The organism is Nocardia sp. X0981, from assembly GCF_977089955.1.
Genome location: NZ_OZ372435.1, coordinates 715,850 through 739,462, shown reverse-complemented (window position 1 = coordinate 739,462; position 23,613 = coordinate 715,850). Strand labels below are relative to the sequence as shown.

The following is a 23,613-nucleotide window of genomic DNA, read 5'->3' as shown; positions in this document are numbered from 1 at the left end:
TCAGCGGCCCATTTCCCGGTATCGGAGACGCGCCCGGCCCCGGGGAGGGCAATACTTCCGAGCGAACGAGGTACCGCCGGGTCACGATTTCGGCGGCGCTCCATCGCTGGGGAGCGTTTACCGTGATCTACGTAATTGGCGAGCATTCGTTCCCGGAGCTGCCGGGCAGCAGAGGTATGCGATATGGACGACTGGGAGAGCGCGGGATTACGTTCGGCCAACTACGGGATGCGTCGCCAACTGGACACCGTGCTGGATACGTTGAACGAACAGCAGCGGCTCCTGGGCGAAGTCCGGGCGGAGCTCGCGGCGGCCCGGGTCGTGGGCCGATCGCCGGACGGGGCCGTGCAGGTGACCGTCGACGCATCGGGTGTGCTGCAGGACGTGCGGTTCAGCGCCGAAGCGCTGCGCGGTACACCCGAAGAGCTGAGCAGATCGGTGCAGGAGGCCAATGCCGAGGCCGTCCGGTGCGCCCGGGAACAGACCCGGGCACTGCTGGCACCCATCACGGAGGCCGCCGGGATATCGCCGGACCTTCCCGATCTCGTGCCCGGGGCGCCCAGCCTGCGGGAACCGGATCCGGAGGGGGAGATCGGCCGCTGATGCCGGAAGGAAACCGGTGCGGGCCGAGTGCGATTTCGAGTGAGCGAAATATGTTGCCGGACAATGGTGGGAGCGGCCGCGCATGTCGTGCGCGGGGTTCGAGTGGCCCGGTTCGGCCGAGGCGGAACTGATGGCTGGATCGCTGCATATCGACCACACCCAGACGCAGGCCCTCATCGACGAACTCCACGCCCTCGCCGAGAGCGCGCAGCAGGGGCTCACCCAACTGCGGACGACTCTTCGGGAGGAAGGCGCGTGCTGGGGTGACGACGAGCCGGGGCGGATGATCGGGGAGGTCTACGAACCCGAGGCGGAACGAGGGCTGGACGGGTACGAGACCCTGATCGAGAACCTGCGTGGGCTCGGCCGCGGTCTCGCCCGGGCCACCGAGACCTTCGACGCCGTCGACGACGCCGGGGCCCGGGAAGTCGCGGCGGTACCGCTCGGCGAGCCCGCGCCGCACCTTCGGGACCAGCAGATGCGGTCTCCCGCGGTAGCCGAGGAGCCGGCCGGGGTGGTCCGGCAGCGGGAACCGGAAGGTGATCCGGCGCCCGCCGGTGCCGCGTCGAGAACCGCCGCTCCTTCCCGCGACGGCAGTGCGGCGTCTCGGAATCCGTTCACCGCGGGTAGCGCTTCGGATCCCGAGGGCACGAGCATCGCAGCGGATCCATCCGGGCGGAGCAATATTCCCCCGGATACCCCGATGGCGCGGGACGGGGCGGCCGCGCCGGAGGTCCCGGCGGGTCCGGAGACCGGTATGCCGACCGGCGCCGGCCGGCCGTTCGCGGATGGCTCGCCGTTCGGGGGCACCGTGGCACCGGCCTCGCAGTCCGGGACGCCGGTTCGTGGTCCGGTGGCCCCCGCGAGCGGGATTCCACCGGGGCGCTCCCCGGCGGACCCGGTCGTTGTTCCGGCCGGACGCCGCGCCGTGGACCCGCCCTGGGCGCGGCAGACAGGCATCGCACCTGGTCCCAGGAGCTCGCCTTGGGCGCCGGCGAGATCGGCCCCACCGCCCGCGAGCGTGCTGCCGCCCGTCCGCGGCGACCGCCCGCCGCGCCGGGATCCCGAATCGCCGCCGCGGCGAGAAAAGGGCAAGAAGAAACGCCGGGCCACCGCGCGGCCGGAGCCGGTGGTCGATATCGCGGCCGTAACAGCCGTGCGGGAAATGGCCGCACGGCACGGCCTGATCGTCACCGGCTTCGATGCCCACCCTGCGGCGCCGGACACCGTGCGACAGCTCGTTGCCGCCGTCGACGACATCCTGGGAAGACATCCGTTCCTGCGGCTCACCGGTATCGAGATCACCGAACTGGCCGGCGGATCGGCGACCCGCCCGGCGTGGGAGCGGACCGGTGCGGAAGGCGCCCCCACCGCCGCCTGGATCCTGCTCGACCGGGACGCCCTCGCCGACCCCGCGGTGCTGGCCGAACGGGTACCGAAGGCACCGGCGGAGCCCCTGTATTCCGCTGTGGTCACCGACCTCGGCCGGATCGTGCTCGCTGCGGCCGGGCCCGCGCCGTGCCGGCTCGCCCAGCGCTCGCTCATCGACGAGTACCGGCGGATCAGCGGCCCCTGGAACGGCGACACACTCGCCGCGGTGGTGGCCGGTTACCGGCGGTGGCGGGAGCTCCTGGGCGAGACCGGCGGCCCCTTCCAACCGGAGGGTGCCCTGGTCTCCGCATTCGCCGAGGTCGAGGTGCGTGGTGACGCGGCGTGCGGTCCGGCCCGGGTACTACATCGGTTGCTGGTGGAATTCGCGAGGCAGCGGTCCCTGGGCTGATGACGTCCTACGACCCCGCTGGGTTTCCGCAGTGGTTGCAGCTCATGATCACCGGGCCCATGCCCAACGGCGCACCGGAGGCGATACGCCGCTGCGCGGACGCGTGGGCGGAATCGGCGCGCCGGCTCGAGGAGACGGCGGTGCGGCTGGAGCAGCTGAAAGCCGGTGCGGCGGCGCAGTCGATCAGCGGCGCTACCGGAGATGCGATCCGTGCCCAGTTGGACTCGCAACTCGAGGACACCCGCACACAGGTGGAGTTCCACGATCAAGTCGCGAAATTCCTGTACGAAGCGGCCAACCAGATAGAACTGGCGCAATACCTCGTCTACGGCACCGCCGTGGCGCTGCTCATCCAATTGGCGGTGGACGTGGCCATGGCCAACGCGCCCAAAGCCGCCTACGACCGGATGCAGGCGAAGATCGCCATGCAGCTCACCGCCCGCGATCTGCTCCGTAACCTCTGGCAACTGCTGCGGCACTTCGCCTTGGGGCAGTCGAGGCTGGCGCTGGCGGTCCGGAGCACGTTCCTGGGCGCATCGATCAACGGAGCGACCTATCTGGCCGCCCAGTACAAGCAGTTCCGGGAGGGGAACCGGGCGGAAATCGACTGGCAGGGGGTGGGTATCGCGACGGCTGCCGGAGCGGCCGGCGGTCTGGCGGGTGCGGAAGTGGCCCGAGTGGTGGCGCCGGCGGTGAGCCGGGCGGCCGCCGGTGCGGCGTCGGCGCAGGCCCGCATCACCCGCCATATCGCGGGTGTGGTGGTCGCGGGCGGGGCGGCCGGGGCGGTCGGTGGTCTGGCGGGTGGACTGGTGGCCTGGCAATTGAGCGACGGGCCGCTGCGCAAGAGCGATCTGATGACCATGGTGCTCACCGGTGTGGGCGCGGGGATCGTAGGTGCCGCCGGGGGGACATTGCGGGTGGTACGCGCGCTGCGGGACGTGCCGCCGGTTACCGCGGCGATGGGTTCGGTCCCGCGCCGGCAGACTCCGCTGCCTCGAATGGGCGACGGGCATGCGCCGGTTCCGGCGGGCTACCGGAACGGGCGAGACGCCACGCCCGGACCGGGCGGAGGAGGGCATCGCAGGGTCGGTCCGCTGCGCAGAACGGATATCGGCGAGCTGCAGCGGATGGCCGATGCCCAGAACCTCGGTGTGCTGCGCGGGAGGTCCGACGGAATCGGCGTGCCTCCGGGACGCGGCGGTGACTCCGCACCGAGCGGCACAACGCGCCATTCCGTCTCCCCACCCGCACGACCTGCCGGTGTCATCCCAGACGGGGCGGCACCACCGGTCCGGGGCGGCGACCAGCCGACCCACCGCGGGGTGTCCGCGGTAGGCGAGACCGGTCGCCCCGCGTCCCGCGTCCCGGAAACGGTGGCGCCGACCGCGGTGGCCGAGAACACCCCGCGAGGGCACACCGGGACGCCTCCCGGGCCGGCTCGGTCCGGTGGTGAACCGGCACCGGTCACCACGACCGGACCCGCCGGTGAATCCGGGGCCGCACCCTCGGTGGTCCGGCCCGGTGAGCACACGCCGGCCGGCCCCGGAGACGGCGGCCCGGCCGCGGGGGAGCGCGGGAGTCCGGGGCAGGCCACCGACCCCGGTGGCTCGGAGTCCGGCGCTCGCACCGACGGTGTGAGCGAAGGGCCCGTCCCGTCTCGGAACGCCGACTCCCCGGCAGCGGATCCGCCCGGACCGGCGGACGGGGGCTCCCGCACGCCGTTGCCCGGTGCATCCCTACCGGCCGAGGGAGACGACGGCGGTATCTTCCTGTCCGCCATCGATATGGCCGACGGGCAGCGCGTCTGCGCCTACGAGGCCGTGAACCGGATGGCGAAGCTGAATCCCGAAGGTGGTATAGATCCGGCCCGGCTCGGACCGAGAACAGTTGGCGCACAAGGCTTATCGGGCACCAGATACGCCGAGGCGCTGGGTGCCCACTGGCGGCGCGGCGGTTTCGCTTCCCCCGAATCCCTGCTGGCATACGTGCAGCGGCACGGCGGCAGCGTCGCCGGGGCCGTACAGTTCCGGGACGCCGGGGCCCACGCGTTCGTCGTCTACAAGAGCGCCGACGGGCAACTGCACCTCCACGAACAGGTCGGCAACAAGGTCCGGCTGATTTCTCCGGACGGCGTCCGGGAATGGACCGTCGATCCGGACGGGCGTCCGCGCGGTTCCGCCCGGGCCCGGCCCGACCCGCATGCGCTCGGGAAGTGGCTTCGCGAGGTCTCCCCGTACGCTGAGGGAACGTACGGCATCGTCTTCGGCGCCGACGGCCGGGCCGAATCACCACTCGCGGGCTCTGCGCCCAGCGCCGATCCCCGCGCCGCCCCGGCCGCGCTGCTCGGTCACCGCGAGGCCGGTGGTACGGCGCTGCTGGAGAGACCGACGACACCCGGCCCGGAGCCCGGCGCCACTTCCGACCTCGAAGCGGGGTTCTACCGAGACCTCGCTCGGCTCGGTATCGGCGACCCGGACGCTCCCGCCGTGACTCCGGTGGGAGCCGAGGAGCCGGGGCCCGCACGTACGGGCGCGGTTTCCGCTTCTTCCCGCGCGCAACCTCCGGGCCGCTCCGCGGAAGACGCAGCCGCGGTGTCCGCCCCGCGCGAGCAGGCCGTCGCCGCCCCGGACACGGGCACCGCTGCGCCCGAACGAGCCGGCGTGTCAACCGAAGCCGGTTCACGTGAGCAGGCCGGAGAACCGGTATCCGGCGCGCAGCCGGTCACCGATCCCTGGCGGCCCGCAGCGGGTGGGCTCGCGCTTTCGGGCGGCGCCCTCGCGCCGCGCCCGGACCCGGTGGATTCGGCCGGTTCCCTACAGCCGAAGATGCGGCCGGGCGACGCGGCGCAACCGGCGGACCCCGCCGTCCAGCGGGCCCGGCTCCAGCCGAGCCCGGCGCCGACCCCGGAGGTCCGGCCCGGCGAGGAATCGCCCGCCGGAAGGACGGCCTCGCCGCCGGACCGCCACGGCGCCCTGCCACAACTCCCGGAGAACGCTGCCCCGCAGGCCGAGCCGAGCCGGCGGCCGGCGGAACGGGCGGCAACCCCGGAACCCCCGGAATTCGTACCGCCGCACCCCGCTGTCTTCCCGACCGCGTTCCCCGGGCTCATCCCCGACCCCACCCGCCTGCCGGTGCCCGAATACCCGGAGGAGCGACCGGAGGAGTACCGGATTCCACAGGGCGATCACCTGGCGATACCGGGGATCGCGGTCGACGAGGACACAGTGCCGCCCGACGCGACCCCCGTACTGCCGCGGCTGCCCGCCGACCCACCCGCCGAACCGGTCGCCGACCCGCCGCGGTACCGGCCGCCGGTCCCCGATCTGCCGGGCGCGGACGAATCCGGGCAGCAGGAGCGATCCACCGACACCCCGCCCCCCGACGTGGAGGCGCTGCCGCCCCGGTATCCGGCGTCCGCTCCCACCCATCTTCCCGCGACACCGGCACGTCCGGGCACGGACGCGGCGCTGCCTTCGCGCTATGCCACCGATCCGAACCCGGCCACCCCGGGCGCACCGCAGGATCCGGCTGCCCGCCCCGTCTTTCACCCGGACAGCCTCGGCTATCTGCCCGACTACGGGGTCCCCGACCAGGAACGAGTACCCGGCCGGCAGCTCGCCGCGCCCCTGGAGCCGGTGGTACCGAGCCGGCCCGTCGCGGAGGCCGGACCGGAAAACGGCTCCGGCGAACCCGGCCGCCGCGGGAAGCGGCGGGCACCGCGTCCCGCACCGCCCCCGGAGCCGGACACGGAACCGCGGGGGATGGGTGAACAGGAGAGCCCGCCCGCGCAGCCGACGCGGAAAGCGCCCGACGAGGATGGACGAGCCGCCGGGCTGCCGGCAGCGGCGAGCGGGAACCCGGTGGTCCACGGTGACGCGCAATCGAGTGCGCGGCCTGGAGAACCGCCGGCGCCCCCGCAGAATCAGGGCCTCCTGGTCCCCTCGCGGAATCAGGAACTCCTGGTCCCTTCCCGGAACCGAGAACTCGTGGTTCCCTCGCAAAACGGGAAGCTGCTGGTGCCCCCGATGAGTGCCGACGAGGCACGCACGCGGTTGCTGCGGTTCGGATTCGACTACGTCGAGAATTGGCCGGAGCCGCCGCCGGGTGTGCCACGTGGCCGCGACTACTACGCTCGGCGCACCACGCTGCCCGAGGAATTGCGCGCGCTGCAGCTCAGCGAACGGCGGGTATGGGAAATCGCCCGTGTTTTCCAGCGGTCACCGCTCTACCTGCTGGTGGGGCTGCTCACCTCGGCCGGTATGAAGGCCGAACTGCTGCTGCACGGGTTCGACGGCACAGAGGCTCCGCTGTTCTTCGGGCAGCAGCGGCTCGGCTCGGCCGAGCAGCCGCTGTCCACGCTGAAAGTCCGCACCCTCTTTCCCACCGCTTCGGCGGAGGAGTCGAGCAGCCCGGAGATCAACGAGATGGCCGGGCTGGTCGGGAGACTGGCCCGCGTGCTGTCCGCCGACGAGATCCTGCAGATCGCGTCGGTGCTCTGGGGTCATATGTCATACGTGGGGCCGCGGCCCCTGCTGCAGCTCGATATCGACCGGACCATTACGGAATCCGGTCTACCCGCCCATCAGACGGGCTACTGGGCCACCATTCCCCGTTACGGCATCATGACTCCGCACTTCCCGGGGTGCCGGTTCGTCGACCGCACATCGCCGGACTACCTCCGGACCCGGGTGTGGTCCGACCTGCTCTACGACCTCATCGCCTGGTCCGGGCTGGATCAGTACCACCTGAAGATGGTGGTCAACCCGTACCTGCGGCGCACCGGCGCCCAGGAGCTCGCCAAGGTGCTGCAGGAGGTATCGGAAGAGCTCACCGGCCGCCGCGCCCGGTTACCTTTCCTCGACAAGAGCTCCGCGGTGACCGAAACGCCGGCGGCCGCACCGGCGCGGCCCGTCCGCCCGCCCCGGGAATCGGTGCGCCTCTCGGCTTCCGGGAAACCGGGGGATGAGGAAAAGGGCAGCCGTCCCGCGCATCTGGGACCCGCGCTTCCGACGGACTCACCGGTCACCGACGCCGAGATCGCGCTCGCGAATCGTGCCGCCGCCGCACTGCCCGAGTACCTGGGTCCGGGCGCGACCCTGTCCACCCTGGTCGCCAGAGTCGAGCCGGAGACGGTGGTGGACGGCGCCCGCACCCGGGCAAAGGCGAACGCGCGGTGGTGGCATTCGCTCACTCCGGAGGAGCGCGAAGGTTTCCTACGGTTGCACCCGCATCTGACCGGCAATATCGACGGCATCCCCTACACGGCGCGCGACCGGGCGAACCGGCTCTTCGTGACCCGTGATCTGGAACGCCTGCTGCGCCGGAAACCACCGGCAGGGTGGCGCAGTCACGAACTCACCACGACCGAGCGGATCCACCTGCGCAATCTGCTCGAGACCCGGAACCAGCTGGCGGCCATCGAACGTGACGCCCGGGCGGCCGGTGTGGACACGGTGCAGCTGATCGCCTTCGATCACCGCGCCTACGGCGGCAACGGCAGAATCGCGATATCGCTCGGCGACGCCGATACAGCGCAGCTGGTCACCCGGCATATCGGTGGTGTTGGAACCCGCCTGCGCTCGGCGCACTACCGGTCGACTCTCGTGCTGGCCCAGCTGGAGACGGCGATGCGGCTGGCGCCCGGTGTGCCGATGGCCGCGATCAACGATATCGGTTACCGGCACCCGACCACCGCGCCGGAAGTTCCCGATGCGACGCTCGCGGAGGTCGGGGGGTACGTGGTGGCCCGGGACCTCGTCTCCTACAACGCGACCCGGGAAGCGCTCGCGGAACTACCCGACGGGGCACCGACTCCCGTCCTGCACACGTTGACCGGGCACAGCTTCGGCTCGACCACCGTGGGTTACGCGGGCCGCGACGGCCGCCTCGCGGACGAAATCCACCAGATCATCCTGTCCCTGTCCGGTTCCCCCGGCGCGGGCCCGATCACCCACGCGGAGCAGTTCGGTATCGGCGCGGAGAACGTCTACGTCATGGCCGCGTACCGGGACCTGATCACCTGGCTCGGCGCGGAGCGCAGCGGTGGGATGGGGCGGCTGTTCAACCGCGGCCTCGGCGGCGACCCTTCGATGGCGAGCTGGGGCGGTAGACGGGTCACCGTGCTGCCACCGGACCTGCCGGAATTCCGTGGACTGCGCAGTCTCAAAGCAGTCCACCAGGGCTACAACGCGTATGCCGATCCGGAAGCCCGGATTCCGACCGAATCGCTGCTCAACTCCGGATTGATCACCGTCGGCCGTGGCGCCGAGGCCACGGTGGCCGAACACCGCACCGGTACCCCCGCCCGCTGGCGGCGGATCGCCGCCCTCCCGATCGACCCGGAACGCCGCCGGGCCGCGGGCGGGGCGCGACCGGACGAATCGACGCCCGGCGACCCGGCGGCATTCCCCGCGTTCGATATCCGCGAGGCCGCCGATCTACCCGCCCGCCGCCGCACCCGGCGTCCTTTCACCGCCGGCCCGGGATATACCGGGCCGGAACTGGGGTTCCACCATCCACCGGACCGGCCCGACCCGGAATCCTGGGGTACCGGGGAGCCTGCGGTTTCGCGCGATTCCGGCGCCACCCAGCCCGCGTCGACAGCCGGGGCCCGGCACGCCGGCGCCGCCGAGGCGGACCCAGGAGCCGCGGCCGACGCGCCTACCGCCGAGAGCATCCAGGAACATCCACGCCGCACCGGGGCTCATGCGGATCCGGAGGAGACACCGCCACCGGAGGCTGTCGCCGATGACCCGGCGATTGCCTTTCCGCTCGACCTGGAAATCGCCGATGCGGCTGCTCTGCGGCAGGCGATGGCGGACGGGCGGACTTCCTCGGTGGAGTTGGTCCGCGAATATCAGCGGCGGATCGAGGCCCTGGATAAATCCGGGCCCCGTTTGAACGCGGTCCGGGCGCTGAATCCGAACGCGTTGCGGGAGGCCGCCGAGTTGGACGCCGAGCGTGCGCGTGGACACGTCCGGGGTCCGCTGCACGGTATTCCGGTACTGGTCAAGGACAATATCGATGTCGCGGGAATACCGACGACGGCAGGTGCGCTGGCGTTGCGTGATTCTTACCCGGCCGAGGATGCGTTCCTGATCAGCCGGTTGCGTGCGGCGGGGGCGGTGATCCTCGGGAAGACCAACCTCACGGAGTTCGCGAATTTCGCGGCGGAGGGGATGCCGCCCGGGTACAGCGCCCTGGGTGGGCAGGTGCTCAATCCCTACAACCCCGAGGTGAGCCCGTTGGGGTCGAGCTCCGGATCGGGTGTGGCCGCTGCCGCGGGTCTCGCGGCGATCACTGTGGGCACCGAAACCTCCGGCTCCATCGTCAGTCCGGCGGTATTCAACTCGCTGGTCGGCGTGAAACCCACCGTGGGCCTGGTGAGCCGCAGCGGTATCCTGCCGGTTTCGGTAACCCAGGACAGCGCGGGGCCCCTGGCGCGCACGGTATCGGATGCGGCCCTCCTGCTCACCGCGCTCACAGGTGTGGACCCCGACGATCCCGTCACCGCCACGGGGGCCACGGTCGCCGGTACCGACTATTCGGCGGCGCTGTCCACGGAAGCATTGCGCGGCAAACGCATAGGGGTTGTCGCCATGACCGAGGACGATCTTTTCAAGGTCGAGTCGGTAGCCGAGCCGCTGTCCCTCTTCACGGACGCCCAAGCCGTTCTCCGGGCTCAGGGCGCGACTCTCGTACCGGTCACCCTCGACATCCCCGATATGGCGGGAGTAATTCCGAGCGAGTTCAAGAAAGCCCTCGAGGATTATTTCGCCCGGCTTCCCGATACCGCGCCGATACGGACGCTCGGCGAGGTGATCCGGTTCAATGCGGAGCATGTCGAGGAGGGCGCGATCCCGTTCGGCCAGTCGCAGCTCATCGACTTCGACAAGACCGACCTCGCCGAGCCGGAGGTTCATGCGAAGTATGTCGCTCAGCGCGAGAACCTGGTGACCGCCTACCGTTCCGTGATCGACTCCGCACTCGCGGGCGAGCAGCTGGACGCCCTGCTGTTCATCCAGGCCGAGTCGTGGCGCGTGGCGCCCAGAGCCCAGTATCCGTCCGTAGCCGTACCGATCGGATACGACCCCACCAGTGGTCAGCCGTACGGGATGAGCCTGGTCGGCACCGCCTTCTCCGAGGCCCCGCTGCTGGCGATGGCCTATGCCTACGAACAGGCGGCGCAGGTGCGCCGACCGCCGTCGGAGCTGAACCCGGCCCTGGCGCTGCCGCCCCGGCTACCGGAGATCGCGTCCGCTCCGGATGATTCGGCCGCTGCGGGCTCGAGCCACCGCCGTAACGAGGATCCGGGTAGCCGGGATTCGGATACCGCGGCCCCGGGTGGGGCTCCATCAGCCGCAACGACCGACAAGCATCCGGCGAGCTCCGCGCCCCCCGTCCGTGGCTCCGGCCGCACCGATCCCGTGTCGGCGACGCCTTGGGCCCACCCGGCCGGCCGGCAGCTCGACGAGACCGAAGTCGGCCGGGGACCTGATTCCGCGCCGGGCACCGCCGACGACATCGAGGAACCGCTGTTCGTCGTCGGCACTCCGGAGGCGGCGGCGACACCGGTGAAATCTACGAGCGCAGAGATCGACCTGGAGGCGGCTCTCTATGTGTCCGCCCCCGAGGAGGTACCGGCGGCGCCGGGCGCCCATGTTCCACCGAACGCCGTCGGTCCACAGGAGGGCATAGCCGCTGTCGCGGAAGACGATGCCGACGAACCCATCTACTACGTCACGCCGAAAGGTCTGCTCCGCGCGGATCCGCTCTTGGCCGATCTCCGCCCGGCCACGGAATATCGGGTCCGGGGCACCGAAACCGGTATCGTGTTGCCCCCCGAACAGGCTCGGGCACTGCGTGATTTCGCAAAAGCGTACGGGGAGAAGCTGAGTGGTAACAACAACCGCGTCTACCTGATCGACGATTATGTGGTGCGTGAACCGCTGGATGATTCCGGCGCCGCCGAATCCGTACACGTGGATTTCCTGCTCTGGCCCGAGGAGTACCGTACCGTTCAGGCATTGACCGAGACCGCGGTCCGTATCGGCCGTCCCGAACTCATTTCCCGGCTGCCGCAGATCCTGCATGTGGAAAAGAACGGCGACGGTAATGTTGTATTCGAAATCCACCGGCGTATATACGGAGCGCCGGTCGCTTCGATTTTCGAGGAGCCCGTACAAAATCTGATCCTGGAGACTCGGGAATTGTTCTTCGAGGTCATGGTGCCGCAGGATCTTCTGCCCTTGCCCGTCGGATATCCCGAATCCGGTGATTCCGCGGGATTCTTCCACATGCTGGTCGAGCATATAGACAGTAGCTTGCAGGAAGCTCTGCGCCACCCGCGGTACGGCCCTGTTGTCGACGCACTCATCCCGCAAAGGGTCATCACCCGTCTGGCCGAACATGCCGATTTGTTACGTTCGCAACCTTTCCGGGTGCTGCACGGCGATATCACCAGTACCAACGTGCTGCTGACCGAAGAGAACGAGCATGTGCTCGTCGACTTCGGACTCGCCCTGTACGGTCCCGAAGATTACGAGTACGCGGTCGAGCTACAGCGCAGCCCAGGGCTTCTTTTGCGTGACACCCAGTGGCTCTCGACTTTCGTACTACCCTATGTCTTGCTCCTCGATGTGCAGCGGGTCTTGAACGATCTGATCCGCGTGCTGGATCAGGCGGCGCTCCCGCAGCGGGATCTTGCTCGCATACAGACCCTCGCAACCTATCTGAGGCCGGCACTCCCCGTAGTCGGGGGTTTGAGGGACGGGGCTTCCAACGTTCGTGCGATGCGGGAATTCGTCGAAACGGTTAGTGCCCTGCTGGACCACATCACCGCGCGAATAGTGTCGGGGGAGCCGTTCTATGTGGCGGGTCTCCCCGGAACCGGTGCACGACCGGAAGGCGCGAGTCCGGCCACGGAATCCCGCAAAGCGGTAGCACCACCGGCAGGCGACCGGGCAGTCGAATCCGGTCCAGGTAGGCGGCCGAAGGGCGTGATGGTCCCCGACCTCGCGGATGCCGTCGATGCGGGCCGGGGCCGGCCGGACACCGACGTCGGAGTATCCGCGACCGGGACCCGCGGCCTTCCGCCCTGGGCAGTGGAACGGCAGCTGGGCGTACCTCCACCGGTGGACGACGCCACCCCGAAGCCGGCGTCACCGCCGAACACCCCGTGGGCGGCCCGGCGCACCGCCGAGCCGGAGGCCGGGGCCCGACCCCCACGACCGAAGCGGAACGTGACCGCCGAGGGGCAGCCCCGCGGCTACCCGTACGACGGCAGGCCGATGGACGGCACGGTCGCGCACACCGAGGACGAGCAGCGCGCGCTCCTCGACCGCCCGGTGCGCCGCACCCGGCGTCGCCTCAACATGGGTGGGCCGGGATTCGCCCGGCTCGGCAGGGCGGTGGCCTTCCAGCACGACCCGGCCGATCCGGACGCCACCCCCGGGAAGCGGCTGCCCCCACCCGCTGGGGATGCCGTTCGCGAGCGGGAATCCCGGGGCGGGCGGGAGACGCACGGCAGAGCGGACACCGAGAGCAGCCAGGAGACCCACGCCGCGCGTGCGATCCAGGGCGAGCGGGATACCGATCGTGCCCCGGCGGTGGAAAACAAGGCGGAAACCGCCCCCCGAGACCGTTCCGGTGGAATCGCCGGAAGACGGCGCGCCGTCTTCCGGCCGCGACCGGTGAGGTCGTGCCCGCCGCCTTGGTGCGGGAACTGCTGCGGGAGAACCGGCTCTACCGGACGGTGTTCCTGTCCAATCTGATCACCCGGACCGGGGACGGGATCATGGAGGCCGCGCTACCCGTCCTGGTGCTGACCACCACCGGCTCGCCGGTCCAGGCCGGGTGGATGTTCGTGGCGGTCAAGGGCCCCACTCTCCTCTTCGGTATCCCGGCCGGCTATGTCGCCGATTTCTTCGACCCGCGGCGCACGATGCCGGCCGGGCAGGTGATCGGATTGGTGGCCACGGTGGTGGGCGGGGTTCTGGTGGTCGCCGGCGCACCCGCTCTCGGCGCGATCCTGACGACCGTGGCCCTGATTCGAAGGAACCGCGTCCACGTTCTACCTCGCCGCGACGGAACGGGTGACGAGGCGCGATTCCGTCGACGAGTGGCAGCAGACCGCGGCACACCGGCTGATCGAATCGGAGAAGTACATCGCCGGTATCGGCGGCCGCGTGCTGGGACCGATCCTGGTGGGCCTGTCCCACGGCCTGCCCTACGCGGCGAACGCCGCGTCTTTCGTGGTGAATATCGTGACACTGCGCGATATGCGCAAGAATCTGCAGGTCAACCGAGCCGAGCAAGCCCCGACACTGCGCGGGCGCCTCGCCGACCGGGTGAAGCGCCGGTTCCGGCGGAGCTGACCCCCATCAGGGCACGATCACCGCCCGCCCACGCAGGGTTCCGGCGGCGAGCCGGCGATACGCCTCCGGGGCTTCGTCGAGGGAGAACCGCTCCACCGCGATATCGAAAACCCCGGCATGGGCGAGTTCGACGAGTTCGATCAGCTCCGCCCGCGTCCCCCAGTACGGGGCGGTCACCGCCGCTTCGTACGGGCTGATCCCGAACCCGACCCGCGCCGCGGCCTTACCGTCACCCAGACCCACGATGGTCACATCGGAATCCACCCCCGCCACCGCCATCGCGGTATCGACGGTCGGCTGGAAACCGACGAAATCGAGCACCAGGCTCGCGCCCGCCGGGCCGGTGATCGCGCGGACATTACCGGCGGCGTGCTCGTCGGAGAGCACCGTCTCGTGCGCCCCGACCGACCGGGCGAGTTCGAGTTTGTCGTCGCTCACATCCAGCGCGATCACCCGGGCGGGCGACAGATGCCGCAGCAGCTGGATCGCCACATGGCCGAGCCCGCCGCTGCCGATCACCACCGCCGAGGAACCCGGGCGGAGTTTGGCCAGGGAGCGTTTGATCGCGTGGTAGGGGGTCAGCCCGGCGTCGGTCAGCGGGACCGTGGCCACCGGGTCGAGATCACCGATCGGGACCAGATGGCGCGGTGAGTCGACGATCAGGTACTCGGCGATGGCGCCCGGCGCGCCGAGGCCGGGCGGGAAGATGCCCAGTTCGGCAGCCCGGGAACAGTAATTCTCCTGGCCCTGGGAGCAGAACCAGCAGGTGCCGCAGCCCCACGGACCGTAGACCACCACATTCGTACCGAGCTCCACGCCGTGGACGCCGGCGCCCACGGCCGCGACCCGGCCGGCGCCCTCGTGCCCCAGGGTCAACGGGAGCCGGAACCCGAACATCTCCGCGGGCATCGACATGACGAAATCGTCGGAATGACATACCCCGGCCGCGGTCACCTCGAGCAACACCTGCCCGGGGCCGGGTTCGGGGGTGGGAACCTCGCGAACCTCCGGTTCCGCACCGACGGTCACGTATTGCAGAGCCTTCATAGCGCCTGTCCTCCCTGGCCGAGCTACGGGGTGCGTGCTGGTGGGGCAGCGAACGTGCTGATGCAACGGCAAGGAACAGGCTAGTTCGGGCCGCGCCCGGCCGGGCGGATTTACGCGCCGCGCCGGACACCGGGGACGCGCGGAGCTCAGCGTTCGCCGGGTGGCCGGACGTTCGTGTACCAGTCGAGCAGGTCCGGGTTGTCGACGGCGCTGCGCTCCACCACACGGGCCGGATCGGCGCCCTGGAACAGCCGTTTGATCGGCACCTCGAGCTTCTTACCCGTCCGAGTGTGCGGTACGGCCGGCGCGGCGAGGATCTCGTCGGGCACGTGCCGGGGCGAAACCTCCGTGCGGATCACCTCCTTGATGCGGGCACGGAGTTCGTCGGTGAGTTCGGCCCCCGGCGTCAGAACGACGAACAACGGCATCCAGTAGCCGCCGTCCGGTTGCTCCGCCCCGATGACCAGGGCTTCGGCCACCTCGGGCAGCCGTTCCACCGCCTGATAGATATCGGCGCTGCCCATCCGGATGCCGTGGCGATTGAGGGTGGAATCGGAGCGGCCGTGCACCACCACACTGCCCCGGCCGGTGAGGGTGATCCAATCGCCGTGGCGCCACACACCGGGATAGGTGTCGAAATAGGCGTCGTGGTAGCGATTTCCGTCAGGGTCGTGCCAGAAGGACACCGGCATGGACGGCATGGGCGCCGTGATCACCAATTCGCCGACCTCACCGCGCACCGATTGGCCCACCTCGTCGAAGGCATCCAGCGCGACACCCAGATAGGGCGCGGACAGTTCCCCGGGCCATACCGGCACCGTGCGCACCCCACCGACGAACGCCGACACCACATCCGTGCCGCCGCTGATGGAGGCGACCGGAACGCCACCGGCATTGTCGTGCAGCCACAGCGCGGAGGCGGGCGGCAGCGAAGAACCGGTGATACCGATGAGCCGCAGCGCCGCCAGGTCGTGATCCGCGGCGGGCACCGATCCCACCTTCATACAACCGAGCACATAGCCGGGGCTGGTGCCGAGCACGGTGGTGCCGGTGCGAGCGGCGATCTCCCACAGCGTATCCGGCCGCGGGTGGGCCGGGCTTCCGTCGTAGCAGACGATGGTCGCGCCGGCCAGCAGCCCGGCGATCTGGAAGTTCCACATCATCCAGCTGGGGCTGGTGTACCAGAAGAAGGTGTCGTCGGGGCCTATATCGGATTGCAGGGCAACGGCTTTGAGATGTTCGAGCACGACTCCGCCGTGCCCGTGCACGATACCCTTGGGCAGGCCCGTGGTACCGGAGGAGAACACGATCCACAGCGGATGCGCGAAATCGAGGGCCTCGGTGCGCGGCAGCGGATCACCGGACGGTTCCGCGGCGGCCGGCCACGGGACGGAGCCGGGCACCTCGCCGCCCAGCCGGGACACCACGATCGTGGCGCGCAATGTGCTCAGTCCGGCGCGTAGTGCGGCGATATCCTCGCTCTTGTCGTGGGCCTTCCCGCCGTACCGGTAGCCGTCCGCGGTGACGAGCACCACCGGATCCAGCTGTCCCAAACGGTCGAGCGCGGCCTTGGCCGAATAATCCTGCCCGCAAGCGCTCCAGACCGCGCCGATCGCGGCTGTGCCGAGAAAAGCGACAACCGCCTCGGTGATATTCGGCAGATAACCGATCACCCGGTCGCCGGGGCCGACCCCGAGCTCCCGCAGGGTGCGGGCGAAGGCGGCCACCCGGGCCAGCAACTCGGCCCAGGACGTCTCGCCGACCTCCGCGGACCCCTCGGTGACCTGCAGTACGGCGGGCCGGTCGGTGCGCGCCTGCGCGACCACCCGATCCACATAGTTGAGCCGGGTACCGGGAAACCAGCGGGTGCCGGGCATCTCAGGACACGGCAGTACTTCGCCGGCGATGGGGCCGAGCTCGAAGTACTCCCATACGGCCAGCCAGAACTCGGCCAGGTTGTCCACCGACCACCGCCACAGAGCGGAATAATCGGCGACTTCCGCACCGGAGCGCGCGGCGACGAAGCGGGCGAAATCGGTGATCCGGGCTTCGGCGATATCCCGCTCGCTGGGCACCCACTGCGGTTCCACCGGTACTCCTCCTGTATCTATGGCGCTGTGTCTATGGCGCCGCCTCCGGCGGCGCGGGTCGGGGCCCTATTAACCCCGGGTCTTCACTCCGCCGCTCGGTCGCTGCGCTCCCTCACTCTGTCGCTCCAGACCCGGGGCGGGCCCCGACTGTGTTGGATTGCCCCGCCTGCGGCGGGGCGGGTCGGGGCCCTATTAACCCCGGGTCTTCACTCCGCCGCTCGGTCGCTGCGCTCCCTCACTCTGTCGCTCCAGACCCGGGGCGGGCCCCGACCCTGGGTGTGGGGCGTCAGGGGAGGGGCGCCGGGGTTGTGCTGGGTTGGTCGGTTCTGTTGGTTGGGTCCTCTCAGCTTCACATGCCGGAGCGGGGTGCGCTGGGTGTTCTATTTTCCGGCCCGCTGGAGGATTTGTTCGGCGTGGCGGAGGAGGGGGGCGTCCACCATTCTGCCCTCGTGGGCGAAAACGCCGCGGTGGCCGGGGGCTGCGGCGAGAACCTCTCGGGCCCAGGTTATTTCGTCCTCGGTGGGGGCGTAGGCGGCTCGGATGACCGGGATCTGGGTGGGGTGGACGGCCACCTTGACGTCGAAGCCCACCGCCACCGCGTCTTCGGCTTCGCTGCGTAAACCGTCCAGGTCGCCGATGTTCAGGTACACCATGTCCAGGGCGAGTCGCCGGTGCGCCTTGGCGGCGAGGAGGCCGGTGCTGCGCAGATGTAACGCCACATCCCGGTAGCTGCCGTCGGGTCGCCGGGTGCCGGTACCGCCCATGGCGGCGACGAGATCCTCCACGCCGCACATCACGCCCCGGGTATTGGGAGCGGCAGCGATGTCCTGGATCGCCAGCGCACCCGAGGGCGATTCGATCAAGGCGAACACCTGGTACTCGGCGAGCCCGGTGACCTGCCGGGCGGATTCGGTTTTCGGCAGCATGACCAGCCGGTAGGCGGTGCGGCGCAGGGCCGCGAGATCCAGTTCGTGCTCGGGAGTGCCCGCCGGGTTCACCCGCACCACGGTGGTCTCGGGATCCAGTGGGGTATCGACGAGGGCCGTCCGCGCGGCGGGTTTATCGGCCGCCGCGACACCGTCCTCCAGATCCAGGATCACCACATCGGCGGTATCGGCCGCCTTGCGGTAGCGCTCGGGCCGGTCGGCGGGGCAGAACAGCCAGGCCGGGCCCGCGGGCTGCCAGTCGGGGCCGGGGATCGTCATACCGCCTCCACCGGCCGCAAACGGATCATGGCGTGCCGTACCGCGACCGCCACCACGGTGCCGTGCTGGTTGCGGGCCACATGCCGGAAGGTGACGATCCCCTCGCCCGGCCGGCTCTTCGATTCACGTTTCTTCAGCACCACGGTTTCGGCGTACACGGTGTCGCCGTGGAACAGTGGTGCGGGGAACTTCACTTCCTCGAATCCGAGGTTGGCGACCGTGGTGCCCTGCGTCAGGTGGGCCACGGCCAGCCCGACCATGGTGCCCAGGGTGAACAGCGAGTTCACCAGTCGCTCGTGGAAAGGCTCCTGGGCGTCACTGTAGGCCTTGTCGATGTGCAGGCCCTGCGGGTTCATGGTGAGCGTGCTGAACAGCACATTGTCGGTTTCGGTCATGGTGCGGCCGGGACGGTGCTCGTAGAGCACACCCGTTTCCAGCTCCTCGAACCACAGCCCGGTCTGCACCACGCGCTTCAGGCCGGTGGTGTCGTACCCGGCCGCCTCGGTGCCCTGCTGCTCGCCGCTCACAGTCCCAGCTCCCGCCCGATCAGCATGAGTTGTACCTCCGTGGTGCCTTCGCCGATTTCGAGGATCTTGCTGTCCCGGTAGTGGCGGGCCACCGGGTATTCGTTCATGAAACCGTAGCCGCCGAAGATCTGGGTGGCGTCGCGGGCGTTGTCCATCGCCGCCTCGCTGGCCACCAGCTTGGCGATCGAGGCCTGTTTCTTGAACGGTTTCCCGGCCAGCATCAGTGCGGCGGCGTCGTAGTAGGCGGTGCGGGCGGTATGCGCCCGGGCCTCCATCCGGGCGATCTTGAACGCGATCGCCTGGTTGCTGCCGATCGTTTTCCCGAAGGCCTCCCGTTCCCCGGCGTAGCGCACACATTCGTCCACACACCCCTGGGCTGCTCCCACCGACAGGGCGGCGATGGCGATCCGCCCCTCGTCCAGGATGCGCAGGAAGTTGGCGTATCCGCGCCCGCGTTCCCCGAGCAGGTTCTCCTTGGGAACCCGCACGTCGGTGAAGGTGAGCGGATGGGTGTCCGAGGCGTTCCAGCCGACCTTGTCGTAGGCGGGTTCGGCGGTGAAGCCGGGGGTGTCGGCGGGCACCAGGATGGTGGAGATCTCCTTTTTGTCCCCGGTCTGCCCGGTAACCGCCGTCACCGTCACCAGGGCGGTGATATCGGTACCGGAATTGGTGATGAACTGTTTGCTGCCGTTGATGATCCAGCTGTCGCCGTCCTCGACGGCGGTGGTGCGGGTGCCGCCGGCATCGCTGCCGGCACCGGGTTCGGTGAGCCCGAACGCACCCAGGCTCGTACCGGCGGCGAGCCGGGGCAGCCATTCCTGTTTCTGTTTCTCGTCGCCGAACCGGTAGATCGGCATCGCGCCGAGGGACACCCCGGCCTCCAGGGTGATGGCGACGCTCTGATCGATCTTTCCCAGTTCCTCCAATGCCAGACAGAGGGCGAAGTAGTCGCCGCCCATCCCGCCGTACTCCTCCGGGAACGGGAGCCCGAACAGGCCCATCCGCGCCATTCCGGCGACGACTTCGTACGGGAAACTGTGCTCGGCATCGTGTTTCGCCGCCACGGGGGCGACCACCTGGTTCGCGAAGTCCCGGACAGTGAGCGCCAGGTCGCGGTAGTGATCCGGCAGTGTGCCGGTGGACAGGAAATCGGTCACCTGTGCCTCATCTCGTGCTAGGGGGGATATGGTTCGCCGGTCGTGCGGACGGCTACGGCCGGCTGGGGGCGGGTTCGGCCGTGGGCTCACTGCCCGCCGGTTCACCGCCGGGCGAGCCTGTACCGGGGGCCGGCTCCGTGTGTACCCGCGCGAGGACCTGATCCAGGCGCACCGAATCACCGGGCGCCACCAGGATCTCGACGGTGCCCGCCGCCGGTGCGGTGAGCGAATGTTCCATCTTCATGGCCTCGACCACCAGGATCGGTGTGCCCGCGGCCACCGTGGCACCGGATTCGGCGGCCACGGCGAGCACCGTTCCCGGCATGGGGCTGCGGATCTCGGCATCGTGTGCGGTGGCGTCGGCGGCGCGGACCGATTCCTCGGCGAGTTCCCGCAGCACCGCGACCCCGGACGCCCCCGCCACCCAGATCTGCTCGCCGGACTCCGCGATCCGGTACCGGCCGCGGACGCCGTCCAGCGTGAGGGTCACCGTGTGGGCCGCGGCCTCGGCGGGAAGGTCCGCATGCGCGACAGCGGCGCCGAGTTCGGCCGAAACGGCGAGGGGCGCGGCATCCTCGACATGTAGCCGGGCCGATTCCGGTGTACCGGTGAGATCGACATGGACGATCCGGTCTCCGCCCGCCAACCGGATCCGGGTGGGCGCGGGCGAACCGACCCGCCATCCGGTCGGGTGGTCCCACGGATCCGCCGGACCCACCGGCCAGCGGCGCGCCCACCGGTAGACGGCGGCGGCCGCGAAAACATCGTCGGCGACCGGGGCGGGCCGGAAACCGGCGGCACGCCGATCCAACAGCGCGGTATCCAGCCGTCCGGCGGCCACCTCGGGGTCGGCCAGCAGGAAACGCAGGAAATCGATATTCGTCACCACGCCGAGCACCACGGTGCCGGCGAGGGCCCGGTCGAGGGCGGCGAGCGCGCCGGCCCGGTCGGGGCCGTGCGCGACGACCTTCGCGAGCATCGGGTCGTAATCGCTGCCGACCACGGTGCCCACGGCGAGCCCGGAATCCACCCGGATGCCCACGCCGGCGGGTTCGGCCAGGTCGAGCACGGTGCCGCCGGTCGGCAGGAAATCGCGGGCAGGGTCCTCGGCGTACACCCGTGCCTCGACAGCGTGGCCGTGCAGCCGGATATCGTCCTGAGCCGGTCGGATCCGCTGGCCGGCGGCGATCCGGACCTGGCATTCCACCAGGTCGAATCCGGTGACCAGTTCGGTAACCGGGTGCTCGACCTGTAGACGGGTGTTCATCTCCATGAAGAAGAACTCGTCCGGACGGTCGGCGGAGACGATGAACTCCACCGTTCCCGCGCCCACGTAGTCCACACTGCGCGCGGTGGCGCAGGCCGCCGCGCCGATCCGGGCCCGGGTTTCGGCGTCCAGCAGCGGTGAAGGCGCTTCCTCGATCACCTTCTGATGCCGGCGCTGCAGGCTGCATTCCCGTTCGCCCAGGTGCAGGACGGTGCCGTGGGTATCGGCCAGGATCTGCACCTCGATATGCCGGGGCCGGGTGACGAAACGCTCCAGGAACAGGGTGTCGTCACCGAAGGCCGCGGCTGCCTCTCGCCGCGCGCTGACCAGTGCGGCGGGCAGGTCGGCGGGATCGTCGACCCGGCGCATACCCTTACCGCCACCGCCGGCGGAGGGCTTGACCAGCACCGGGAAGCCGATATCGGCGGCCGCCGCGAGAAGTTCGGCGTCACCGAGCCCGGGTTCCGCGATCCCCGGCACCACCGGTACACCCGAGGCGGCCACCGTGTTCTTGGCGGTGATCTTGTCGCCCATGATCTCGATCGCCGCTGCGGGCGGGCCCAGGAAAACGATCCCCGCCGCCTCCAGCGCCGCGGCGAAGGCGGCGTTCTCGGAGAGGAAACCGTAACCCGGATGCACGGCCTGCGCGCCGGTGCGGCGGGCGGCCTCGATGATCCTGTCGATATTCAGGTAGCTCTCGCGCGCCGCGGCCGGGCCCAGCCGGACCGCGGTATCCGCGGCACGCACATGCGGGGCGTGTGCGTCGGCATCGCTGTACACCGCGACCGAACGCAGTCCCATGGTGCGCAGTGTGCGCAGTACCCGGACCGCGATCTCGCCGCGGTTGGCCACCAGCACGGTGTCGAACGGGAGGGGATGATTCGAGTTCAGCATGGTGATCACATCCGGAAGACGCCGTAGGAGACCGGTGCCAGGGGCGCTTGCGCGCACACCGAGAGCGCCAGCCCCAGTACGGTGCGGGTATCGGCGGGATCGATGACACCGTCGTCCCAGAGCCGGGCCGTCGAATAGTAGGGATTGCCCTGTTCCTCGTACCGGCGGCGGATCGGTTCCTTGAAGGCCTCCTGGTCGGCTTCGCTCCAGGGCCGGCCGTTGCCGTCGAGTTGATCGCCGCGCACGGTCGCCAGGACCGAGGCCGCCTGTTCGCCGCCCATCACCGAGATCCGGGCATTGGGCCACATCCACAGGAACCGGGGCGAGTAGGCCCGCCCGCACATCGAGTAGTTGCCGGCGCCGTAGGAGCCGCCGATCACCACGGTGAGCTTGGGCACCCGCGCGCAGGCCACGGCGGTCACCATCTTCGCGCCGTGTTTGGCGATACCCCCGGCCTCGTAGTCGCGTCCGACCATGAACCCGGTGATGTTCTGCAGGAACAGCAGCGGTATGGCGCGTTTATCGCAGAGTTCGATGAAGTGCGCGCCCTTCATGGCCGATTCGCTGAACAGCACGCCGTTGTTGGCGACGATGCCCACCGGATGCCCGTGGATATGAGCGAAGCCGGTGACCAGCGTGGTGCCGTATTCGGCTTTGAACTCGTGGAACCCACCGGTTTCGGGGTCGGCGTCCACGATCCGCCGGATCACTGCGCGCACATCGTAGGGGGTGCGTAGATCCGCGGGCACGATGTCGTACAACTCGTCTGCCGGGGCGGCGGGTTCCCGGCTGGGCCGCACCTCCCAGGCGGGGTGCGGGCGTGGGCCCAGGGTGGCGACGATCCGGCGTACGATCCGCAGCGCGTCGCGGTCGTCCTCGGCCAGATGATCGGTCACCCCGGAGGTGCGGGAATGCAGGGCGCCGCCCCCCAGCTCCTCGGCGGTGACCACTTCGCCGGTGGCGGCCTTCACCAGCGGCGGGCCACCGAGGAAGATCGTGCCCTGATCGCGCACGATGACCGCTTCGTCGCTCATCGCCGGGACGTAGGCCCCGCCCGCGGTGCACGAGCCCAGGACGGCGGCGATCTGCGCGATTCCGCGGGCGCTCATGGTGGCCTGGTTGTAGAAGATCCGGCCGAAATGTTCCCGGTCGGGGAAAACCTCGTCTTGTTCGGGCAGGTAGGCGCCGCCGGAATCGACGAGGTAGAGGCAGGGGAGGTTGTTGTGCAACGCCACTTCCTGGGCGCGCAGATGTTTCTTCACCGTGATCGGGTAGTAGGTACCGCCCTTAACCGTGGCGTCGTTGGCCACGATCACGCATTCGCGCCCGGAGACCCGTCCGATCCCGGTGATGATGCCGGCTCCGGGAGATTCCCCGCCGTACATGCCGTGGGCGGCCAGGGGAGAGAGTTCCAGGAACGGGCTACCGGGGTCGAGGAGCTGATCCACTCGCTCACGGGGCAGCAGTTTGCCGCGGGCGATATGCCGTTGCCGTGCCTTCTCCGGGCCGCCACGTGCGGTTTCGGCGAGGTGGTGGCGTAGCTGATCGACCAGGGCCAGATTCGCGGTGCGGTTGCCGGCTCGGGTGGCGGGCGCTGGGCTCGCGGTGCGGGTCATCGCGTCGTCCTGACATCTGAGTTAATCTCCGATAACTGGAATTGAGGTTAAT

General features: G+C 69.9%; 12 protein-coding genes. 4 read left to right on the top strand and 8 right to left on the bottom strand.

The genetic code is table 11. The features are described from left to right. Positions 1 to 183 precede the first annotated feature (183 nt). From ACYR7D_RS02995 to ACYR7D_RS02985, 3 genes are all read left to right on the top strand, one after another. A complete protein-coding gene (locus ACYR7D_RS02995; protein WP_459548100.1) occupies positions 184 to 603 on the top strand; it encodes a YbaB/EbfC family nucleoid-associated protein in 420 nt (139 codons plus the stop codon). Between the two features lie 130 nt (positions 604 to 733). Beyond that, entirely contained in the window at positions 734 to 2,383 is a 1,650-nt protein-coding gene (locus ACYR7D_RS02990; protein WP_459548099.1) for a WXG100 family type VII secretion target, read from the top strand. Further along, entirely contained in the window at positions 2,383 to 13,155 is a 10,773-nt protein-coding gene (locus ACYR7D_RS02985) for an amidase family protein (RefSeq protein ID WP_459548098.1), read from the top strand. Before ACYR7D_RS02990 ends, ACYR7D_RS02985 begins: the two co-directional genes overlap by 1 nt. Here ACYR7D_RS02985 and ACYR7D_RS02980 read toward each other — a convergent pair. Further along, complete coding sequence (locus tag ACYR7D_RS02980) at positions 13,127 to 13,258, bottom strand: hypothetical protein (RefSeq protein WP_459548097.1); 132 nt, start codon at positions 13,256 to 13,258, stop codon at positions 13,127 to 13,129. The genes ACYR7D_RS02985 and ACYR7D_RS02980 overlap by 29 nt on opposite strands. Positions 13,259 to 13,476: 218 nt before the next feature. Here ACYR7D_RS02980 and ACYR7D_RS02975 point away from each other — a divergent pair, with 218 nt between their 5' ends. After that, positions 13,477 to 13,758, top strand: coding sequence for a hypothetical protein (locus ACYR7D_RS02975; protein ID WP_459548096.1), 282 nt, complete (start codon positions 13,477 to 13,479; stop codon positions 13,756 to 13,758). Positions 13,759 to 13,764: 6 nt separating this feature from the next. Here the strand turns inward: ACYR7D_RS02975 and ACYR7D_RS02970 are convergent, their stop codons facing one another. From ACYR7D_RS02970 to ACYR7D_RS02940, 7 genes are all read right to left on the bottom strand, one after another. Next, a complete protein-coding gene (locus ACYR7D_RS02970) occupies positions 13,765 to 14,805 on the bottom strand; it encodes an NAD(P)-dependent alcohol dehydrogenase (RefSeq protein ID WP_459548095.1) in 1,041 nt (346 codons plus the stop codon). 146 nt (positions 14,806 to 14,951) lie between these two features. Then, positions 14,952 to 16,895 carry an acetoacetate--CoA ligase gene (locus tag ACYR7D_RS02965; RefSeq protein ID WP_459548094.1) on the bottom strand — a complete coding sequence of 648 codons (1,944 nt, stop codon included), beginning with the start codon at positions 16,893 to 16,895 and terminating at the stop codon, positions 14,952 to 14,954. 380 nt (positions 16,896 to 17,275) lie between these two features. After that, the gene (locus tag ACYR7D_RS02960; RefSeq protein ID WP_459548093.1) at positions 17,276 to 18,100 is read right to left on the bottom strand and encodes an HpcH/HpaI aldolase/citrate lyase family protein; all 825 of its coding nucleotides are present in this window, start codon (positions 18,098 to 18,100) and stop codon (positions 17,276 to 17,278) included. Then, complete coding sequence (locus ACYR7D_RS02955) at positions 18,097 to 18,576, bottom strand: MaoC family dehydratase (RefSeq protein ID WP_459549991.1); 480 nt, start codon at positions 18,574 to 18,576, stop codon at positions 18,097 to 18,099. Before ACYR7D_RS02955 ends, ACYR7D_RS02960 begins: the two co-directional genes overlap by 4 nt. A gap of 47 nt (positions 18,577 to 18,623) precedes the next feature. Further along, the gene (locus tag ACYR7D_RS02950) at positions 18,624 to 19,784 is read right to left on the bottom strand and encodes an acyl-CoA dehydrogenase family protein (RefSeq protein WP_459548092.1); all 1,161 of its coding nucleotides are present in this window, start codon (positions 19,782 to 19,784) and stop codon (positions 18,624 to 18,626) included. Positions 19,785 to 19,836: 52 nt separating this feature from the next. Continuing rightward, on the bottom strand, positions 19,837 to 21,945 hold the full coding sequence (locus ACYR7D_RS02945) for an acetyl/propionyl/methylcrotonyl-CoA carboxylase subunit alpha (RefSeq protein WP_459548091.1): 2,109 nt from the start codon (positions 21,943 to 21,945) through the stop codon (positions 19,837 to 19,839). Positions 21,946 to 21,950: 5 nt separating this feature from the next. Beyond that, positions 21,951 to 23,561: a carboxyl transferase domain-containing protein gene (locus ACYR7D_RS02940; protein ID WP_459548090.1), complete on the bottom strand. Its 1,611-nt coding sequence runs from the start codon at positions 23,559 to 23,561 to the stop codon at positions 21,951 to 21,953. Between the last annotated feature and the right edge of the window lie 52 nt (positions 23,562 to 23,613).

Coding starts and splice junctions, on each gene's coding strand:
- ACYR7D_RS02995 (WP_459548100.1), top strand. CDS start 184: ATGGACGACTGGGAGAGCGCGGGATTACGTTCGGCCAACTACGGGATG.
- ACYR7D_RS02990 (WP_459548099.1), top strand. CDS start 734: ATGGCTGGATCGCTGCATATCGACCACACCCAGACGCAGGCCCTCATC.
- ACYR7D_RS02985 (WP_459548098.1), top strand. CDS start 2,383: ATGACGTCCTACGACCCCGCTGGGTTTCCGCAGTGGTTGCAGCTCATG.
- ACYR7D_RS02970 (WP_459548095.1), bottom strand. CDS start 14,805: ATGAAGGCTCTGCAATACGTGACCGTCGGTGCGGAACCGGAGGTTCGC.
- ACYR7D_RS02960 (WP_459548093.1), bottom strand. CDS start 18,100: ATGACGATCCCCGGCCCCGACTGGCAGCCCGCGGGCCCGGCCTGGCTG.
- ACYR7D_RS02945 (WP_459548091.1), bottom strand. CDS start 21,945: ATGCTGAACTCGAATCATCCCCTCCCGTTCGACACCGTGCTGGTGGCC.
- ACYR7D_RS02940 (WP_459548090.1), bottom strand. CDS start 23,561: ATGACCCGCACCGCGAGCCCAGCGCCCGCCACCCGAGCCGGCAACCGC.